We start from the raw sequence: 15,451 nt of genomic DNA, 5'->3' as shown, positions 1-15,451 counted from the left end.
GACACCACCGTGTTCAGGAGAACGATATGGCAGTTATAGCATTTATCGGGTTGGGACAGATGGGCTCCCCTATGGCGAGCAATCTGCTAAAGCAGGGCCATCAACTCAGCGTCTTCGATGTTAATCACGATGCCGTACAGCGTCTGGTAGACAAAGGCGCGCAACCTGCAAGCAGCCCGGCTCAGGCAACCATCGGCGCTGAATTTGTTATCACCATGCTCCCGAACGGCGATCTGGTTCGTTCCGTTTTGTTTGGCGAGCAAGGCGTTTGTGAAACCCTTTCCCGTGAAGCGCTGGTCATTGATATGTCCACTATTCATCCGTTGCAAACCGATAAGCTGATTGCCGACATGCAGAGCAAAGGGTTCAGCATGATGGATGTGCCGGTAGGCCGGACATCCGACAACGCGATTACCGGCACATTGTTGCTGCTGGCAGGCGGTACGGCGGAGCAAGTAGAGCGTGCTACCCCTGTTCTGATGGCGATGGGTAATGAGCTGGTCAACACCGGCGGCCCGGGAATGGGTATTCGCGTAAAACTGATCAACAACTACATGAGTATTGCGCTAAATGCGCTCTCCGCCGAAGCCGCCGTGCTGTGTGAAGCGCTGGGGCTTTCCTTCGACGTGGCTTTAAAAGTGATGAGCGGCACTGCCGCAGGCAAAGGGCATTTCACCACCACCTGGCCGAATAAAGTGATGAAAGGAGATCTGTCTCCCGCCTTCATGATCGATCTGGCGCACAAAGATCTTGGCATCGCGTTGGATGTCGCCAATCAACTGCACGTACCGATGCCGCTCGGCGCCGCCTCCCGTGAAGTTTATAACCTGGCGCGGGCCGCAGGCCGCGGTCGGGAAGACTGGAGCGCCATCCTGGAACAGGTGCGCATCAGCGCCGGGCTGACCGCCAACGTAAAAAAGTAACGACTGTATAAAGGAAAATTGAATGAACAACTACACCATCAAAGACATTACGCGAGCGTCCGGCGGGTTTGCCATGCTGGCTGTCGATCAGCGCGAGGCGATGCGTTTAATGTTTGCTGCTGCTGGTGCGAAAACACCCGTTGCCGATAGCGTGCTGACGGATTTCAAAGTGAATGCGGCGAAAATTCTTTCCCCGTATGCCTCTGCCGTTCTGCTGGATCAGCAGTTCTGTTATCGCCAGGCCGTAGAACAAAACGCGGTCGCTAAAAGCTGCGCCATGATCGTCGCGGCGGATGATTTCATCCCGGGCAACGGTATTCCCGTTGATAACGTGGTCATTGATAAAAAAATTAATGCGCAGGCGGTAAAACGGGATGGCGCGAAAGCCTTAAAACTGTTGGTGCTGTGGCGCAGCGATGAAGACGCGCAGCAGCGTCTGGATATGGTCAAAGAATTCAATGAATTATGTCACTCCAATGGTTTGCTGAGCATTATCGAACCGGTTGTTCGTCCGCCGCGCTGCGGCGACAAGTTCGATCGCGAGCAGGCGATTATCGATGCGGCCAAAGAGCTGGGCGACAGCGGCGCCGATCTTTACAAAGTTGAAATGCCGCTCTACGGCAAAGGCGCGCGTTCCGATCTTCTTACCGCCTCACAACGCCTGAATGGGCATATCAATATGCCGTGGGTCATCCTCTCTTCCGGTGTGGACGAAAAACTGTTCCCTCGCGCGGTCAGGGTCGCCATGGAAGCTGGCGCATCCGGGTTCCTGGCGGGACGCGCGGTCTGGTCATCAGTGATTGGTTTACCGGATACCGAGCTGATGCTACGTGATGTTTCCGCGCCTAAGTTGCAACGTCTGGGCGAGATCGTCGATGAAATGATGGCGAAACGTCGTTAATACGAGGATGAAAGAATGAAATGGTTTAACACGTTGAGCCACAACCGCTGGCTGGAGCAGGAAACCGACCGCATCTTTAATTTCGGTAAAAACGCCGTGGTGCCGACAGGCTTCGGCTGGCTGGGAAATAAAGGGCAAATTAAAGAAGAGATGGGCACCCATCTTTGGATCACGGCGCGTATGTTGCACGTTTATTCCGTGGCGGCGTCGATGGGCCGACCGGGCGCTTATGATCTGGTCGATCATGGCATCAAAGCCATGAACGGCGCGCTGCGCGATAAAAAATACGGCGGCTGGTATGCCTGCGTTAACGATCAGGGCGTGGTAGATGCCTCTAAACAGGGTTATCAACACTTCTTCGCCTTGCTGGGCGCGGCCAGCGCCGTCACGACCGGGCACCCTGAAGCCAGGAAATTGCTGGATTACACCATAGAAGTGATTGAGAAATACTTCTGGAGTGAAGAAGAGCAGATGTGCCTGGAGTCCTGGGATGAAGCCTTCAGCAAAACCGAAGACTACCGTGGCGGCAACGCCAATATGCACGCCGTCGAAGCGTTCCTGATTGTTTATGACGTTACCCATGACAAAAAATGGCTGGATCGCGCGCTGCGTATCGCGTCGGTAATTATTCATGATGTGGCGCGCAACGGTGATTACCGCGTCAATGAACACTTCGATTCACAGTGGAACCCTATCCGCGACTACAACAAAGATAATCCTGCCCACCGTTTTCGCGCCTACGGCGGTACGCCAGGTCACTGGATTGAGTGGGGCCGTCTGATGCTCCATCTCCATGCTGCGCTGGAGGCCCGCTTCGAAACGCCGCCCGCCTGGCTGCTGGAAGACGCGAAAGGTCTGTTCCATGCCACTATCCGCGACGCCTGGGCGCCAGATGGCGCAGACGGCTTTGTCTACTCAGTCGACTGGGACGGTAAACCTATCGTACGTGAACGCGTGCGCTGGCCGATTGTGGAAGCGATGGGTACGGCCTACGCCCTCTACACCCTGACGGGCGATAGCCAGTATGAAGAGTGGTATCAGAAATGGTGGGACTACTGCATTAAGTACCTGATGGACTATGAAAATGGTTCCTGGTGGCAAGAGCTGGACGCCGATAACAAAGTGACCACCAAAGTGTGGGACGGTAAGCAAGATATTTACCATCTGCTGCACTGTCTGGTCATTCCTCGTCTGCCATTGGCGCCGGGCCTGGCTCCAGCGGTCGCGGCGGGTCTCCTGGATATCAACGCGAAATAGGTCATGAGGATGGCAGCCATGCACAGCGGTGGAAAAACTATTCAGCTTAATGCGGGCCATTACCAGGCGAAAATCGTCACGGTTGGCGCAGGTCTGGCGGAACTGACCCATCATGGACGCCATGTGGTCATCCCGCATAAACCGGAAGAAATACCCATGGCGCATCTGGGGAAAGTATTGATTCCCTGGCCCAATCGCGTGACAAATGGCTGCTACTCCTATAACGGTAAGGTTTTCCAGCTTGCCGTTAACGACCCGGTTTCGCAGACCGCCATTCACGGTCTGTTAGCCTGGCGAGACTGGCAGATTAATTATCAGTCGGCGACGGAAGCGTCGCTAACGATTTTTCTGCCGCCCTCTTACGGCTATCCCTTTGCGTTGATATCGGAAGTGATTTATCGGTTAGATGCCGCCAGTGGGCTGCACGTATTTATTCGTACGCAAAACATTGGCGATGAATCAGCCCCTTATGGCGCGGGCGCACATCCTTATTTGACTTGTAATCTGCAAAGCATCGATAGCTGTGTATTAACACTGCCTGCAAGCGAGGAATTGCCCGCAGGCAGGGATTTTTCCGCATCATGCCTGCTCGGCGAAACGCGCCTTGATCATGCGGTTAAGACCGAGACTACCCCAGCTGAGTGGGAGGTCAGACTTACCAGCCCAACGCAGAACATGTCTACATTTTTACGCAGCAATCAACCCTGGCTACAGATCTATACCGGCGAAAAACTCAGCCGAAAAGGTCTCGCGGTAGAGCCTATGAGCTGCCCGCCCGATGCATTTAATTCCGGGATCGCACTGATTCATCTTGCCCCAAAAGCGATCCATCAACTGCATTTTTCCATCGGCTGCGACTAGCCCAAATGGATTACCGAATTACCCTACATTCACGGAGATTACAATGAATTCTCTACCACAACGGTCAACCGATTTTGAACTGACAACATCACAGGATGGTTTTGCGCTTAGCTGGCAACAGCGCCTGATTTTACGTCACAGCACCGAAAATCCCTGTCTGTGGATTGGCGCGGGCGTTGCCGACATTGACATGTTTCGCGGCAACTTTAGCATCAAAGACAAACTTAACGAAAAGATTGCATTAACGGAGGCCACCGTCAGCGAGCTACCTGACGGCTGGCTGGTACAATTCAGCCGTGGCGCAACAATTAGCGCCACCCTTCGCATCTCCACCGATGAGGCGGGACGCCTGAAGCTGGATCTGCAAAACGACGACCTGCACCATAACCGTATCTGGTTACGCCTCGCAGCTAATCCAGACGACCATATCTACGGCTGCGGCGAACAGTTCTCTTATTTCGATTTGCGCGGCAAGCCGTTCCCGCTGTGGACCAGCGAACAGGGCGTTGGCCGTAATAAAACCAGCTATGTCACCTGGCAGGCAGACTGTAAAGAGAACGCCGGCGGCGACTATTACTGGACCTTCTTCCCGCAACCGACCTTTGTCAGCACGCAGAAGTATTACTGCCACGTCGATAATAGCTGCTATATGAATTTCGACTTCAGCGCGCCGGAGTATCACGAACTGGCGCTGTGGGAAGATAAAACTACGCTGCGTTTTGAGTGTGCCGATACCTACATCGCCCTGCTGGAAAAACTGACTGCGCTGTTAGGCCGCCAGCCGGAGCTGCCGGACTGGGTTTACAACGGCGTCACGCTAGGCATTCAGGGCGGTACGGAAGTTTGCCAGCAAAAACTGGATACCATGCGCAACGCAGGCGTAAAAGTGAACGGTATTTGGGCGCAGGACTGGTCCGGTATCCGCATGACCTCCTTTGGCAAGCGCGTGATGTGGAACTGGAAGTGGAATAGCGACAACTATCCACAGCTGGATAGCCGGATCAAACAGTGGAAAGAAGAAGGCGTACAGTTCCTCTCTTATATCAACCCATACGTCGCCAGTGATAAAGACCTCTGCGCTGAGGCGGCGAAACACGGCTATCTGGCGAAAGACGCCACGGGCGGCGACTATCTGGTCGAGTTTGGCGAATTCTATGGCGGCGTGGTCGATCTGACCAATCCTGAAGCTTACGACTGGTTCAAAGACGTCATCAAAAAGAACATGATCGCGCTCGGCTGCAGCGGCTGGATGGCGGATTTCGGCGAATATCTGCCGACCGACACGTATCTGCACAACGGCGTCAGCGCCGAGATCATGCATAACGCCTGGCCTGCGCTCTGGGCGAAATGTAACTACGAAGCGCTACAGGAGACCGGCAAGCTCGGCGAGATCCTGTTCTTTATGCGTGCGGGTTACACCGGCAGTCAGAAATATTCCACCATGATGTGGGCAGGCGACCAGAACGTTGACTGGAGCCTTGATGATGGTCTGGCCTCTGTAGTGCCTGCGGCATTGTCGCTGGCGATGACCGGCCATGGTCTGCATCACAGCGATATCGGCGGCTACACCACCCTGTTTGACATGAAACGCAGCAAAGAGTTGCTGCTGCGCTGGTGCGATTTCAGCGCCTTTACGCCAATGATGCGCACCCATGAAGGCAACCGCCCCGGCGATAACTGGCAGTTTGACGGCGACGCGGAAACTATTGCCCACTTTGCCCGCATGACCACCGTCTTTACCACGCTGAAACCGTATCTCAAGCAGGCGGTGGCGCAAAACGCGGCTACCGGTCTGCCGGTCATGCGTCCGCTATTCCTGCACTATGAGAACGATGCCGCAACCTACACCCTGAAATATCAATATCTGCTCGGTCAGGATCTGCTGGTCGCGCCGGTTCACGAGCAGGGGCGTTGCGACTGGACGCTGTACCTGCCGGAAGATCACTGGGTGAATATCTGGAACGGCGAAGCTCACCACGGCGGTGAAATTACCGTGGATGCGCCCATTGGCAAACCGCCGGTCTTCTATCGCGCGAAGAGCGAGTGGGCTTCACTTTTTGCTTCTTTACGGAATATCTAATACGGCTCGCCCGCAGGGAAACCTGCGGGCAGATGGAGAAGAATAATGAGTCAAACATCATCGAATCCGGCAACCCTACGCTTGCCGTTTAAAGAAAAACTTGCCTATGGACTGGGGGATTTAGGTTCCAATATCCTGTTAGATATCGGGACCCTCTATTTACTCAAATTTTATACCGATGTGCTGGGTTTACCAGGGACTTACGGCGGGATCATTTTCCTGATCGCCAAATTTTTTACCGCATTTACCGATATGGGTACCGGCATTATGCTCGACTCGCGGCGTAAAATTGGTCCGAAGGGCAAATTCCGCCCGTTCGTGCTTTACGCGGCATTTCCGGTAACGCTACTGGCGATTGCTAACTTTGTCGGCACACCGTTTGAGGTGACGGGAAAAACCGTCGTCGCAACGATGCTGTTTATGCTGTACGGGCTGGTTTTCAGCATGATGAACTGCTCGTATGGCGCGATGGTGCCCGCGATTACCAAGAACCCGGATGAACGCGCCTCGCTTGCCGCCTGGCGTCAGGGCGGCGCCACTCTCGGCCTGCTGCTGTGTACCGTTGGCTTTGTGCCGGTCATGAACCTGATCGAAGGCAATGCCCAACTCAGCTATATTTTCGCCGCCACGCTATTTTCATTGTTTGGCCTGCTATTTATGTGGCTGTGCTACGCCGGCGTTAAAGAGCGCTACGTCGAAGTGAAACCTGTCGATAACGCGCAAAAGCCCGGATTATTGCAGTCGTTCCGCGCCATCGCCGGTAACCGTCCGCTGTTTATTCTGTGTATCGCCAACCTTTGTACTCTCGGCGCCTTCAACGTCAAACTGGCGATTCAGGTTTATTACACACAGTACGTTCTTAACGACCCGATCCTCCTCTCCTGGATGGGCTTCTTTAGCATGGGCTGTATTTTTATCGGCGTCTTTTTGATGCCCGGCGCAGTCAGGCGTTTTGGCAAGAAGAAAGTCTATATCGGCGGGCTGTTAATATGGGTGGCGGGCGATCTGCTCAACTACTTCTTTGGCGGCGGCTCGGTCAGTTTTGTCGCCTTCTCCTGCCTGGCGTTCTTCGGTTCCGCCTTCGTCAACAGCCTGAACTGGGCGCTGGTTTCCGACACGGTGGAGTACGGTGAATGGCGCACCGGCGTCCGCTCGGAAGGGACGGTTTACACCGGCTTCACGTTCTTCCGTAAGGTCTCCCAAGCGCTGGCAGGGTTCTTCCCCGGCTGGATGCTGACGCAAATCGGTTATATCCCGAATGTGGTGCAATCGGCAGGCACCGTCGAAGGCCTACGCCAGTTGATCTTTATTTATCCTTGCGTGCTGGCGGTCATCACCATTATTGCGATGGGCTGTTTCTACAACCTCAACGAGAAGATGTACGTGCGAATTGTGGAAGAGATTGAGGCCCGGAAACATACGGTTTAACAACAATAAAATATAACGCCCTGCGGGGCGTTTTGAGAGGCGATTATGTCTAATCATGATCCGCTAACGCTAAAGTTGAGCCTGCGGGAAAAATGCGCCTATGGCGTGGGCGATTTCGGCTCAAATCTGATGCTGTGTATCGGTACGCTGTATCTACTGAAGTTTTATACCGATGAACTCGGGATGCCTGCATATTACGGTGGAATTATCTTTCTGGTGGCGAAATTCTTCACCGCTTTTACCGATATGCTCACCGGCGTATTGCTGGATTCACGCCGTAATATTGGCGCAAAAGGAAAGTTTCGGCCTTTTATTCTGTATGCGTCATTTCCAGTCGCTCTGGTTGCTACTGCGCAATTCTTTGCCACTCACTTTACTTTACCCGTTAAAACAGCCTTCGCGACGGTGCTGTTTATGTTGTTCGGTCTGTTCTACAGCCTGATGAACTGCTCATACGGCGCGATGGTACCCGCTATTACCAAAAATCCGCATGAGCGCGCCCAGCTCGCCGCATGGCGACAAGGCGGCGCTACCATTGGCCTTCTTCTTTGTACCGTAGGTTTTATGCCCATTCAGGCGCTGTTTACCCGTTCCCCTTCGCTGGGTTATCTGATTGCAGCAGTCATTTTTTCGGTCTGCGGGCTGTTCAGCATGTGGTGGTGCTTTAGCGGGGTGAAAGAACGGTATATCGAAACCGTACCTGACACGCATAAACCCAGCATATTGAAGTCCTTCTGCGCGATTTTTCGTAATCCGCCGCTGCTGGTGCTCTGCGTCGCCAATTTGTGCACGCTGGCCGCCTTTAATATTAAGCTGGCCATTCAGGTTTATTACACTCAGTACGTGCTGAACGATATTCATTTGTTGTCATGGATGGGTTTTTTCAGCATGGGCTGTATCCTGATTGGTGTTTTATTAGTACCTGCTGCGGTAAAACGCTTCGGGAAAAAACAGGTTTATCTTGGTGGTCTGATATTGTGGGCCGTTGGCGATATCCTGAATTTTATCTGGGGTGGAACGTCATTCCTGTTTGTTATTTTCTCTTGTATCGCCTTCTTCGGTACCGCTTTCGTCAACAGCCTGAACTGGGCGCTGGTTCCGGATACGGTTGACTATGGTGAATGGAAAACGGGTATTCGCGCTGAAGGCTCGGTGTATACGGGTTATACCTTTTCCCGAAAAATTTCCGCTGCGCTTGCTGGCTTTTTGCCAGGTATTATGCTGACGCAAATCGGTTATATCCCCAACATAGCTCAAAGTGACACCACGTTGCTTGGTTTGCGTCAGCTCATTTTTTTATGGCCTTGCGGTCTTGCCATTATCGCAGCACTAACGATGGGCTTTTTTTATAAGCTCAATGAACAACGTTTCGCTTTTATTATCGAGGAAATTGCCCAACGAAAGAAAACAGGTAATCAAATTGTCGCGACTAATAATAAACAAAGTATTTCTACTGTAAATAATTAAACGACGCTTGCCGCTTTATCCATCCCGATGGATGGCGGCTTCCCTATATTTGAAAAATGGATTTATTATGAAATCTCTGAATACTCTAGTGATATTAACTTCAGTAATATCCACCTCTGTTTTTGCTGGCGCTTATGTAGAAAACCGTGAGGCCTATAACCTGGCGTCTGACCAAATGGAGTTTATGCTGCGCGTCGGCTATAACTCCGATATGGGGGCCGGAATTATGTTGACCAATACCTATACGCTACAGCGTGATGATGAATTAAAGCACGGTTATAATGAGATTGAGGGCTGGTATCCGTTATTTAAACCTACAGATAAATTAACCATCCAGCCTGGGGGGTTAATAAACGACAAAAGCATTGGTTCCGGCGGCGCCGTCTATCTGGATGTTAACTATAAATTTACCCCGTGGTTTAATCTTACGGTACGTAACCGATATAATCACAATAATTATAGTTCAACCGATTTTAATGGCGAACTGGATAATAATGACAGCTATGAAATCGGTAACTATTGGAATTTTATCATTACCGATAAATTTTCTTATACCTTTGAACCACACTATTTTTATAACGTTAATGATTTTAATAGTAGTAATGGTACGAAGCATCATTGGGAAATCACTAATACCTTCCGTTATCGTATCAATGAACACTGGTTGCCCTACTTTGAATTACGCTGGTTAGATCGTAACGTGGGCCCCTACCATAGAGAGCAAAACCAGATTCGTATCGGGGCGAAGTATTTCTTCTGATATTATCGCCTCTATTTTCCGAATCTGCATCACAGCGGGTAGTTGTTCTGCCCGCTCATTCATCCTGAATCAGACTCCCGATATCCCGCCCCTAAGCGCCATGATAATATTCGCAAAGCGTTTTACCATATTCATGCTTATAGAGAAGGGAAACAAATGAATAAGCGATTTAATATTGATTGGGACAATGAATTAACCCAGGAACAGCTCATTAATTTGATTTTAACCGATGAAGATCTGCCAAAGCTTCGCTCACTGACCATTGGTAACTGGGGTGATTGTTGGGAAGACGAAACCTGCCAGCCTATTATTGATATGATTGTGGAGAACGCCCCCCGCTTTGCTCACCTGGAATCACTGTTTATCGGTGATATGGAGAGCGAAGACTGCGAGATCTCCTGGATTAAACAAGGTGACTATTCCAGGCTCTATGCGGCGTTACCCAATCTGAAAGAACTGATTATTAAAGGCGCGTCGGATCTGCGACTGGGCGCTATACATCATGAGAAACTGGAGCACCTGGAAATCATTTCCGGCGGCATCCCTTCTAACGTACTTGCCGAACTACAAAATGCGCAGCTCCCTGCATTAAAAACGCTGAAGCTCTTCCTGGGCGTAGAGGAATACGGTTTTGACGGTTCGCTGGATGACGTGATGGCGCTGGCATCGAAAGATCTTTTCCCTCAGCTCACCCATCTGGGGTTGATGAACAGCGAAGAGCAGGATGATATCGCCCGCCGGGTGCTGGAAAGTAATATCCTGCCGCAGCTTGAAGTGCTGGAACTCTCATGCGGTACCTTAACGGACAACGGCGCAGAGGCGCTGCTGGAGCATAAAGACCGAATTGCGCATCTGGAAACACTCGATCTCCACCACCACTATTTGACGCCGGAGATGCAGGAAAAGCTAAAAGCCACACTGCCGATAAACCTGAATCTTTCAGAAGCTCTGGAGCCTGATGATTACGATGGCGATATTTATATGAATGCGATGTACACCGAGTGATTGTGTTGGGGAATGTGCACATTCCCCTACTCAACGATAAAGGGATTTATTGTGATTACGCTCATTGGCCCCCGTCAGAGCAAGCGCACGCATTATTTTATGCAGGCTGCCGCCGTACTTGGGGAACCCGTCACGGCGCTGACTCATCCGCAAGCGCTGGACGCTTCGCTGACCTCTGGCATCGTTAAAATCGACCCGCCAGTACACAGTGAAACAGACATCCGCAAAATAAACGCGATCGGTCTGGACTATATCCATTTTTTGCAGAACATGGCGGCGCGTCCTGGCGTCACCTGGCTTAACCATCCGGCGGGCCTCATTCACCTGTTGGATAAAAAACGCTGCAAGCGGCGCTTACTGGAACACGGCATCCCCACGCCGCCGTTGGTAGCGGAAGACGTAAAAAGTTTTGCACAGCTCACCGCCATCATGGAGGAAAAAAGGGTCGCCAGCGTGTTCATTAAGCCCTCGCTGGGTTCTGGCGCGGCGGGCGTTATCGCTTTGCGCCGCCACCCCGATGGCATAAAGCAGGTGCTTTACAGCGCGATTGCCATATCAGGGCAACAGCTATTTAACAGCAAAAAAATCCAACAGTATCGTCAGAAAGAAGATATCCAGCTCATTATTGATGGCGTTCTTCAGCAGGAAAACCTCGTCGAACAGTGGCTGCCCAAAGCCAGCGTAAAGCATAAAACCTATGATTTACGCATCGTCTGCCTGGATGGCGAAATTATCTGGCGAGTGGTCAGAACCTCCTCGCAGCCCATTACTAACTTACATCTGCAAAACCAGGCTTACTGCTTCGAAAGTCTGGAGTTATCTGCCGCAAAAGTGACTGAGATCGATACGCTCTGTCAAAATGCCATGCGACTTTTCCCTGGCATTCGCTTAGCGGGTATTGATGTTTTACTTACCACCAGCCTGACGCCGTATATTATTGAAATTAATGGCCAGGGTGATTTGATTTATCAGGATGCGCAGCAGAATAATCTAATTTATCAGGCGCAAATCCGGGCCATGAGGAAGCAAAATGTATAATTCAATGGATGAAGTCCCCGTCTCGCTGCACGCGTCGATTGACACAGGCGATGGCGAATTCGATATGAATGCGCTAATTAGTAATAACGCTCATATTCTTTTTATTGTGCTGGACTCGTTACGCTACGACATTGCGCTTCAGGAACAAACCGCCGGAAATACGCCCAACCTTAATCATTATGGACAATGGACGAAATGCGAAGCGGCCGGTAATTTTACCTGGCCTTCGCATCACGCCATGTTTTCAGGTTTTATGCCAAAACCTATTGATGATACCGTTAATCAGACCATGCTGTTTTTCCCAAAAGATATCGGACTTGGTCGTAAAGGGCCGAAAAATGCATTTGCCTTTGATGACGCAACATGGATAAAAAGTCTGGAAAATAAAGGCTACCAGACCATCTGTATTGGCGGCGTCTCTTTCTTTAATAACCGCTCCGGCATGGGAAAAGTGTTCCCGTCGATGTTTAAAGAGAGTTACTGGCATCCACGCTTTGCCTGTACGGTTAAAGAAAGTATGGATAACCAGATCCATTATATCCAGAAAATCATGGCCGAACGTGCTGGCAGCCAACCGGTCATGATGTATATCAATATCGACACGATTCATTACCCTAACCATTTTTACGTGGAGGGCGCGGCCCCTGGCGATACCGTTGAGACTCATGCCGCCGCGCTACGCTATATCGACGCCCGCATCGACGGATTACTAAACATTTTCCGCCAAACCGGCGGCGAAACGTTCGTTATTGTCTGTTCCGATCACGGTACCTGCTATGGCGAAGACGGGAAATATTTCCATAGTTTTAATCATCCGATCGTTAATACCGTTCCCTATATGCATTTCTTGCTGAGCTGTAATCATTAATATGAATAACAATGATATTTATCGTCAGTATATGTACAGTTATCCGCATAAGACGGCTTATCGGGAGCTGGAGAACGTCAGCTTTAGCGAAGTAAAACCGCGCATTTACGAGCACGACACACATCTGTATGTTCATATGCCCTTTTGTCAAAGTCGCTGCGGGTTCTGTAATTTATTTACCTGCACAGGCGCAGATAATACGTTCATTGATAGCTATATCGATGCGATTATTACCCAGGGCCGACAAATGGCGCTGGCGCCCGCCCACTGGGCAAGCTTTACCGTAGGCGGCGGCACACCTCTGCTATTAAATATTGCGCAATTAGAGAAGTTATTTTTTTCCGTCTTTGATGTGCTCAATGTTGACTGGAATATTTATAAAACGATTGAAACTTCCCCTACGGATACCACGGCAGAAAAAGTAGCGCTATTAAACGCCTTTTCCGTTAATCGCGTCAGTATTGGCGTACAAAGTTTTCATGATAGCGAGTTACATACGCTGCATCGCCGCCACAATGCCGCCAGCGCGCACCAGGCGCTGGAATGGCTAAAGGCGGGTCATTTTCCATCACTCAATATTGATATTATTTATGGCATTCCCGGCCAGACTCACGCAAGCCTGACGGAATCGTTACATCAGGCGCTCGTTTATCAACCGGAAGAGCTGTTCCTTTATCCGCTTTATAATATGCCTCGCCAGGAAAATATGCATAGCTACTACGTTTTAGCCCGCGATCTTTTACGCAACGCGGGCTACACCCAAACGTCCATGCGCCGTTTCGTCCTTAATCCAGCGCCATCCGCCGCGGCGGAAAGCTGCGGATTTGAAAACTCACTGGCGCTCGGCGCGGGCGGCAGAAGTTATCTTGGCAATCTGCATTACTGTTCACCGTGGTCGTCGAACCTGCAAACATCACGAAAAATCATTCAGGCGTTTATCGACAGCCCGGATAAAACCGTCATTAATCACGGTTATCTGCTTCCCCCTGATGAAATGAAACGCCGCTTTATCATTAAAAATCTATTTTTCTGGCAGGGACTTTCTCTTAGCGATTATCAGCAATATTTTGCCAGCGATGCGCTAAGGGATTTCCCCGACCTTGAACGCTTCATACGGCAGGGTTACTGCTATCAGAATGGCAGTCGCCTCCGGCTAACGGAGACCGGTATGGCATTATCCGATTGCCTTGCTCCTGTGTTCGTTTCGCCTGAGGTGATGCTACGGGAGAATCGGCAGAGATGAGCGCCCCCGCCCTGCGCGATATTCACACGCTGTTTTATCGCGGCTATCTTAAATCGTGTAATTATCATTGCGGCTATTGCCCGTTCCATAAACACGCCCGCAACGATAAAAAACGCGACGAAGCCGCGCTATGGCGCATGGTTGACCATTTGCCTCTTTTAGGTACGCCGTTGAATGTGATGATTACGCCTTATGGCGAGGCGCTACGCTTGCGTTATTACATGGCGGCGTTGGCAGAAATTAGCCGCTATCCTCATGTTCAGGCGGTCGGCATACAAACTAACGCCTCTTTTTCGTTAATGTCATTGCTGGAATCATTTCGTGCCGGCGGCGGAGATATCTCAAAGCTTCGGTTATGGTGTTCTTTTCATCCCTCACAAATTACCGCTGAGCGCTTTCTCCAGCAGTGTTTAGCGCTCTCTGCCGCCGGAATAACCTGGTGCGCGGGGGCTGTCGCCAGTATGAAAGATATCGCCCAGTTTCGTTGGCTACGCCAGCAGTTGCCTGACCAGAATTATTTTTGGTTTAACGCCAACGAGTGTGCCAATACCCGGCATACCGTGGAGGAAACCATCGCCTTCAGCGAACTCGATCCGCTGTATGTGGTTGAAACGCAGCAGTGGCTAGCGCAGCTGGATATCTGTACCGCAGGAAGAAAAAGTATTTTTATGAATGCAGAAGGCGATCTTTTTGCTTGTCATATCAGCAAAATTAAAATGGGTAATTTATATCAGCAACGGCTTAATTCTCCCGCCTGCCAGGCAAAACAATGCCACTGTTTTCTCGCTTATCAGCACCGTCTCGATATTCCATTGCTGAATCACCTGGATGCCTCACGCTGTTTTAGGATCGGACGCTCATGCGATATCGTTTAATCGCTTTTGATCTTGATGGAACGCTGCTAAACCGTAATAAGCAAATTCTGCCAGAGTCGCTAACCGCTATCCGTCAGATTCAGGACATGGGCTGCCGAATAATGCTTGTCACCGGTCGCTCTCATCGTGAAGCCTATGCGTATTATCAAACGCTGGCGCTCACCGAACCGATGATCTGTTGTAACGGAAGCTATATTTATCAACCGGCTCAACAGCAGATCCTTGATCCGCTGCCGCTGACGCACTTACAAACGGAAAAAATACTGGCGCGGGTATATCCGCTTAAACCGACAATTCGTGCTGATGATAAAATAATCTTTCAGGCTGATGAGCTAAGCAGTAGGGAGAATATTTGGCAAATCAGCATCGTTCATCGGCACATAAAACAACTACAAAATATTGCTGAGTTTATACAGCATGAATTACAGCTAAGCTGTACCTGGTCCTGGCATCATCAACTGGATATTCTCCAGAAGGGGTGTAGCAAAGGGCAAAGCCTCGCCAGATATGCACAGCAACAGCATATCGCAATGCGCGAAGTGATGGCGTTTGGCGATAATGATAACGATGCGGAAATGCTACGTTTAGCCGGATTGGGCGTCGCGATGGGGAATGCCAGCGCCCGGGCAAAGGTTTATGCGGACAGCGTCATTGGTCGGCATAATACGCCAGCGATTGCTGATTTTTTGGCAACCTTATCCCTTTCTCAACGTGAATAAAAAAACCCCGCCGAGCTTTCATTTCG

General features: G+C 50.7%; 14 protein-coding genes. All 14 read left to right on the top strand.

Features of this window, described 5'->3' with window-relative positions; all coding sequences use genetic code 11:
- Positions 1-26: 26 nt before the first annotated feature.
- The 14 genes from yihU (at position 27) to NA330_RS20505 (ending at position 15,425) form a co-directional block, all read left to right on the top strand.
- Positions 27-923 (top strand): sulfolactaldehyde 3-reductase, encoded by an 897-nt coding sequence (gene yihU, locus NA330_RS20570; RefSeq protein ID WP_023242402.1) that lies wholly within the window; start codon positions 27-29, stop codon positions 921-923.
- Positions 924-945: 22 nt separating this feature from the next.
- Positions 946-1,824 carry a sulfofructosephosphate aldolase gene (gene yihT / locus NA330_RS20565; protein WP_001067413.1) on the top strand — a complete coding sequence of 293 codons (879 nt, stop codon included), beginning with the start codon at positions 946-948 and terminating at the stop codon, positions 1,822-1,824.
- A gap of 15 nt (positions 1,825-1,839) precedes the next feature.
- On the top strand, positions 1,840-3,081 hold the full coding sequence (yihS, locus tag NA330_RS20560; RefSeq protein ID WP_000870942.1) for a sulfoquinovose isomerase: 1,242 nt from the start codon (positions 1,840-1,842) through the stop codon (positions 3,079-3,081).
- Positions 3,082-3,084: 3 nt separating this feature from the next.
- Entirely contained in the window at positions 3,085-3,942 is an 858-nt protein-coding gene (locus tag NA330_RS20555; RefSeq protein ID WP_023166960.1) for an aldose-1-epimerase, read from the top strand.
- A 43-nt stretch (positions 3,943-3,985) separates the two neighbouring features.
- Positions 3,986-6,022, top strand: a complete 2,037-nt coding sequence (locus NA330_RS20550) for an alpha-glucosidase (RefSeq protein ID WP_023242401.1) — start codon at positions 3,986-3,988, stop codon at positions 6,020-6,022.
- 45 nt (positions 6,023-6,067) lie between these two features.
- Complete coding sequence (locus NA330_RS20545; RefSeq protein ID WP_000084250.1) at positions 6,068-7,450, top strand: MFS transporter; 1,383 nt, start codon at positions 6,068-6,070, stop codon at positions 7,448-7,450.
- Positions 7,451-7,495: 45 nt separating this feature from the next.
- A complete protein-coding gene (locus NA330_RS20540) occupies positions 7,496-8,917 on the top strand; it encodes an MFS transporter (protein WP_000064888.1) in 1,422 nt (473 codons plus the stop codon).
- 67 nt (positions 8,918-8,984) lie between these two features.
- A complete protein-coding gene (gene ompL, locus NA330_RS20535) occupies positions 8,985-9,677 on the top strand; it encodes a porin OmpL (protein ID WP_023242400.1) in 693 nt (230 codons plus the stop codon).
- 156 nt (positions 9,678-9,833) lie between these two features.
- Positions 9,834-10,682 carry an STM4015 family protein gene (locus NA330_RS20530; protein WP_001651161.1) on the top strand — a complete coding sequence of 283 codons (849 nt, stop codon included), beginning with the start codon at positions 9,834-9,836 and terminating at the stop codon, positions 10,680-10,682.
- Between the two features lie 12 nt (positions 10,683-10,694).
- Positions 10,695-11,720, top strand: coding sequence for an STM4014 family protein (locus NA330_RS20525; RefSeq protein WP_077943752.1), 1,026 nt, complete (start codon positions 10,695-10,697; stop codon positions 11,718-11,720).
- Positions 11,713-12,588 carry an STM4013/SEN3800 family hydrolase gene (locus NA330_RS20520; protein ID WP_000282794.1) on the top strand — a complete coding sequence of 292 codons (876 nt, stop codon included), beginning with the start codon at positions 11,713-11,715 and terminating at the stop codon, positions 12,586-12,588. The genes NA330_RS20525 and NA330_RS20520 overlap by 8 nt, the downstream gene beginning before the upstream one ends.
- A gap of 1 nt (position 12,589) precedes the next feature.
- On the top strand, positions 12,590-13,831 hold the full coding sequence (locus NA330_RS20515; RefSeq protein ID WP_001062055.1) for an STM4012 family radical SAM protein: 1,242 nt from the start codon (positions 12,590-12,592) through the stop codon (positions 13,829-13,831).
- On the top strand, positions 13,828-14,706 hold the full coding sequence (locus tag NA330_RS20510) for an STM4011 family radical SAM protein (RefSeq protein WP_052894816.1): 879 nt from the start codon (positions 13,828-13,830) through the stop codon (positions 14,704-14,706). Before NA330_RS20515 ends, NA330_RS20510 begins: the two co-directional genes overlap by 4 nt.
- A complete protein-coding gene (locus NA330_RS20505; RefSeq protein WP_001270582.1) occupies positions 14,691-15,425 on the top strand; it encodes a Cof-type HAD-IIB family hydrolase in 735 nt (244 codons plus the stop codon). The genes NA330_RS20510 and NA330_RS20505 overlap by 16 nt, the downstream gene beginning before the upstream one ends.
- Positions 15,426-15,451: the final 26 nt, after the last annotated feature.

Source organism: Salmonella sp. NW722 (assembly GCF_051702785.1).
GTDB lineage: Bacteria > Pseudomonadota > Gammaproteobacteria > Enterobacterales > Enterobacteriaceae > Salmonella > Salmonella enterica.
This window is presented reverse-complemented; position numbering and strand designations above follow the sequence as displayed.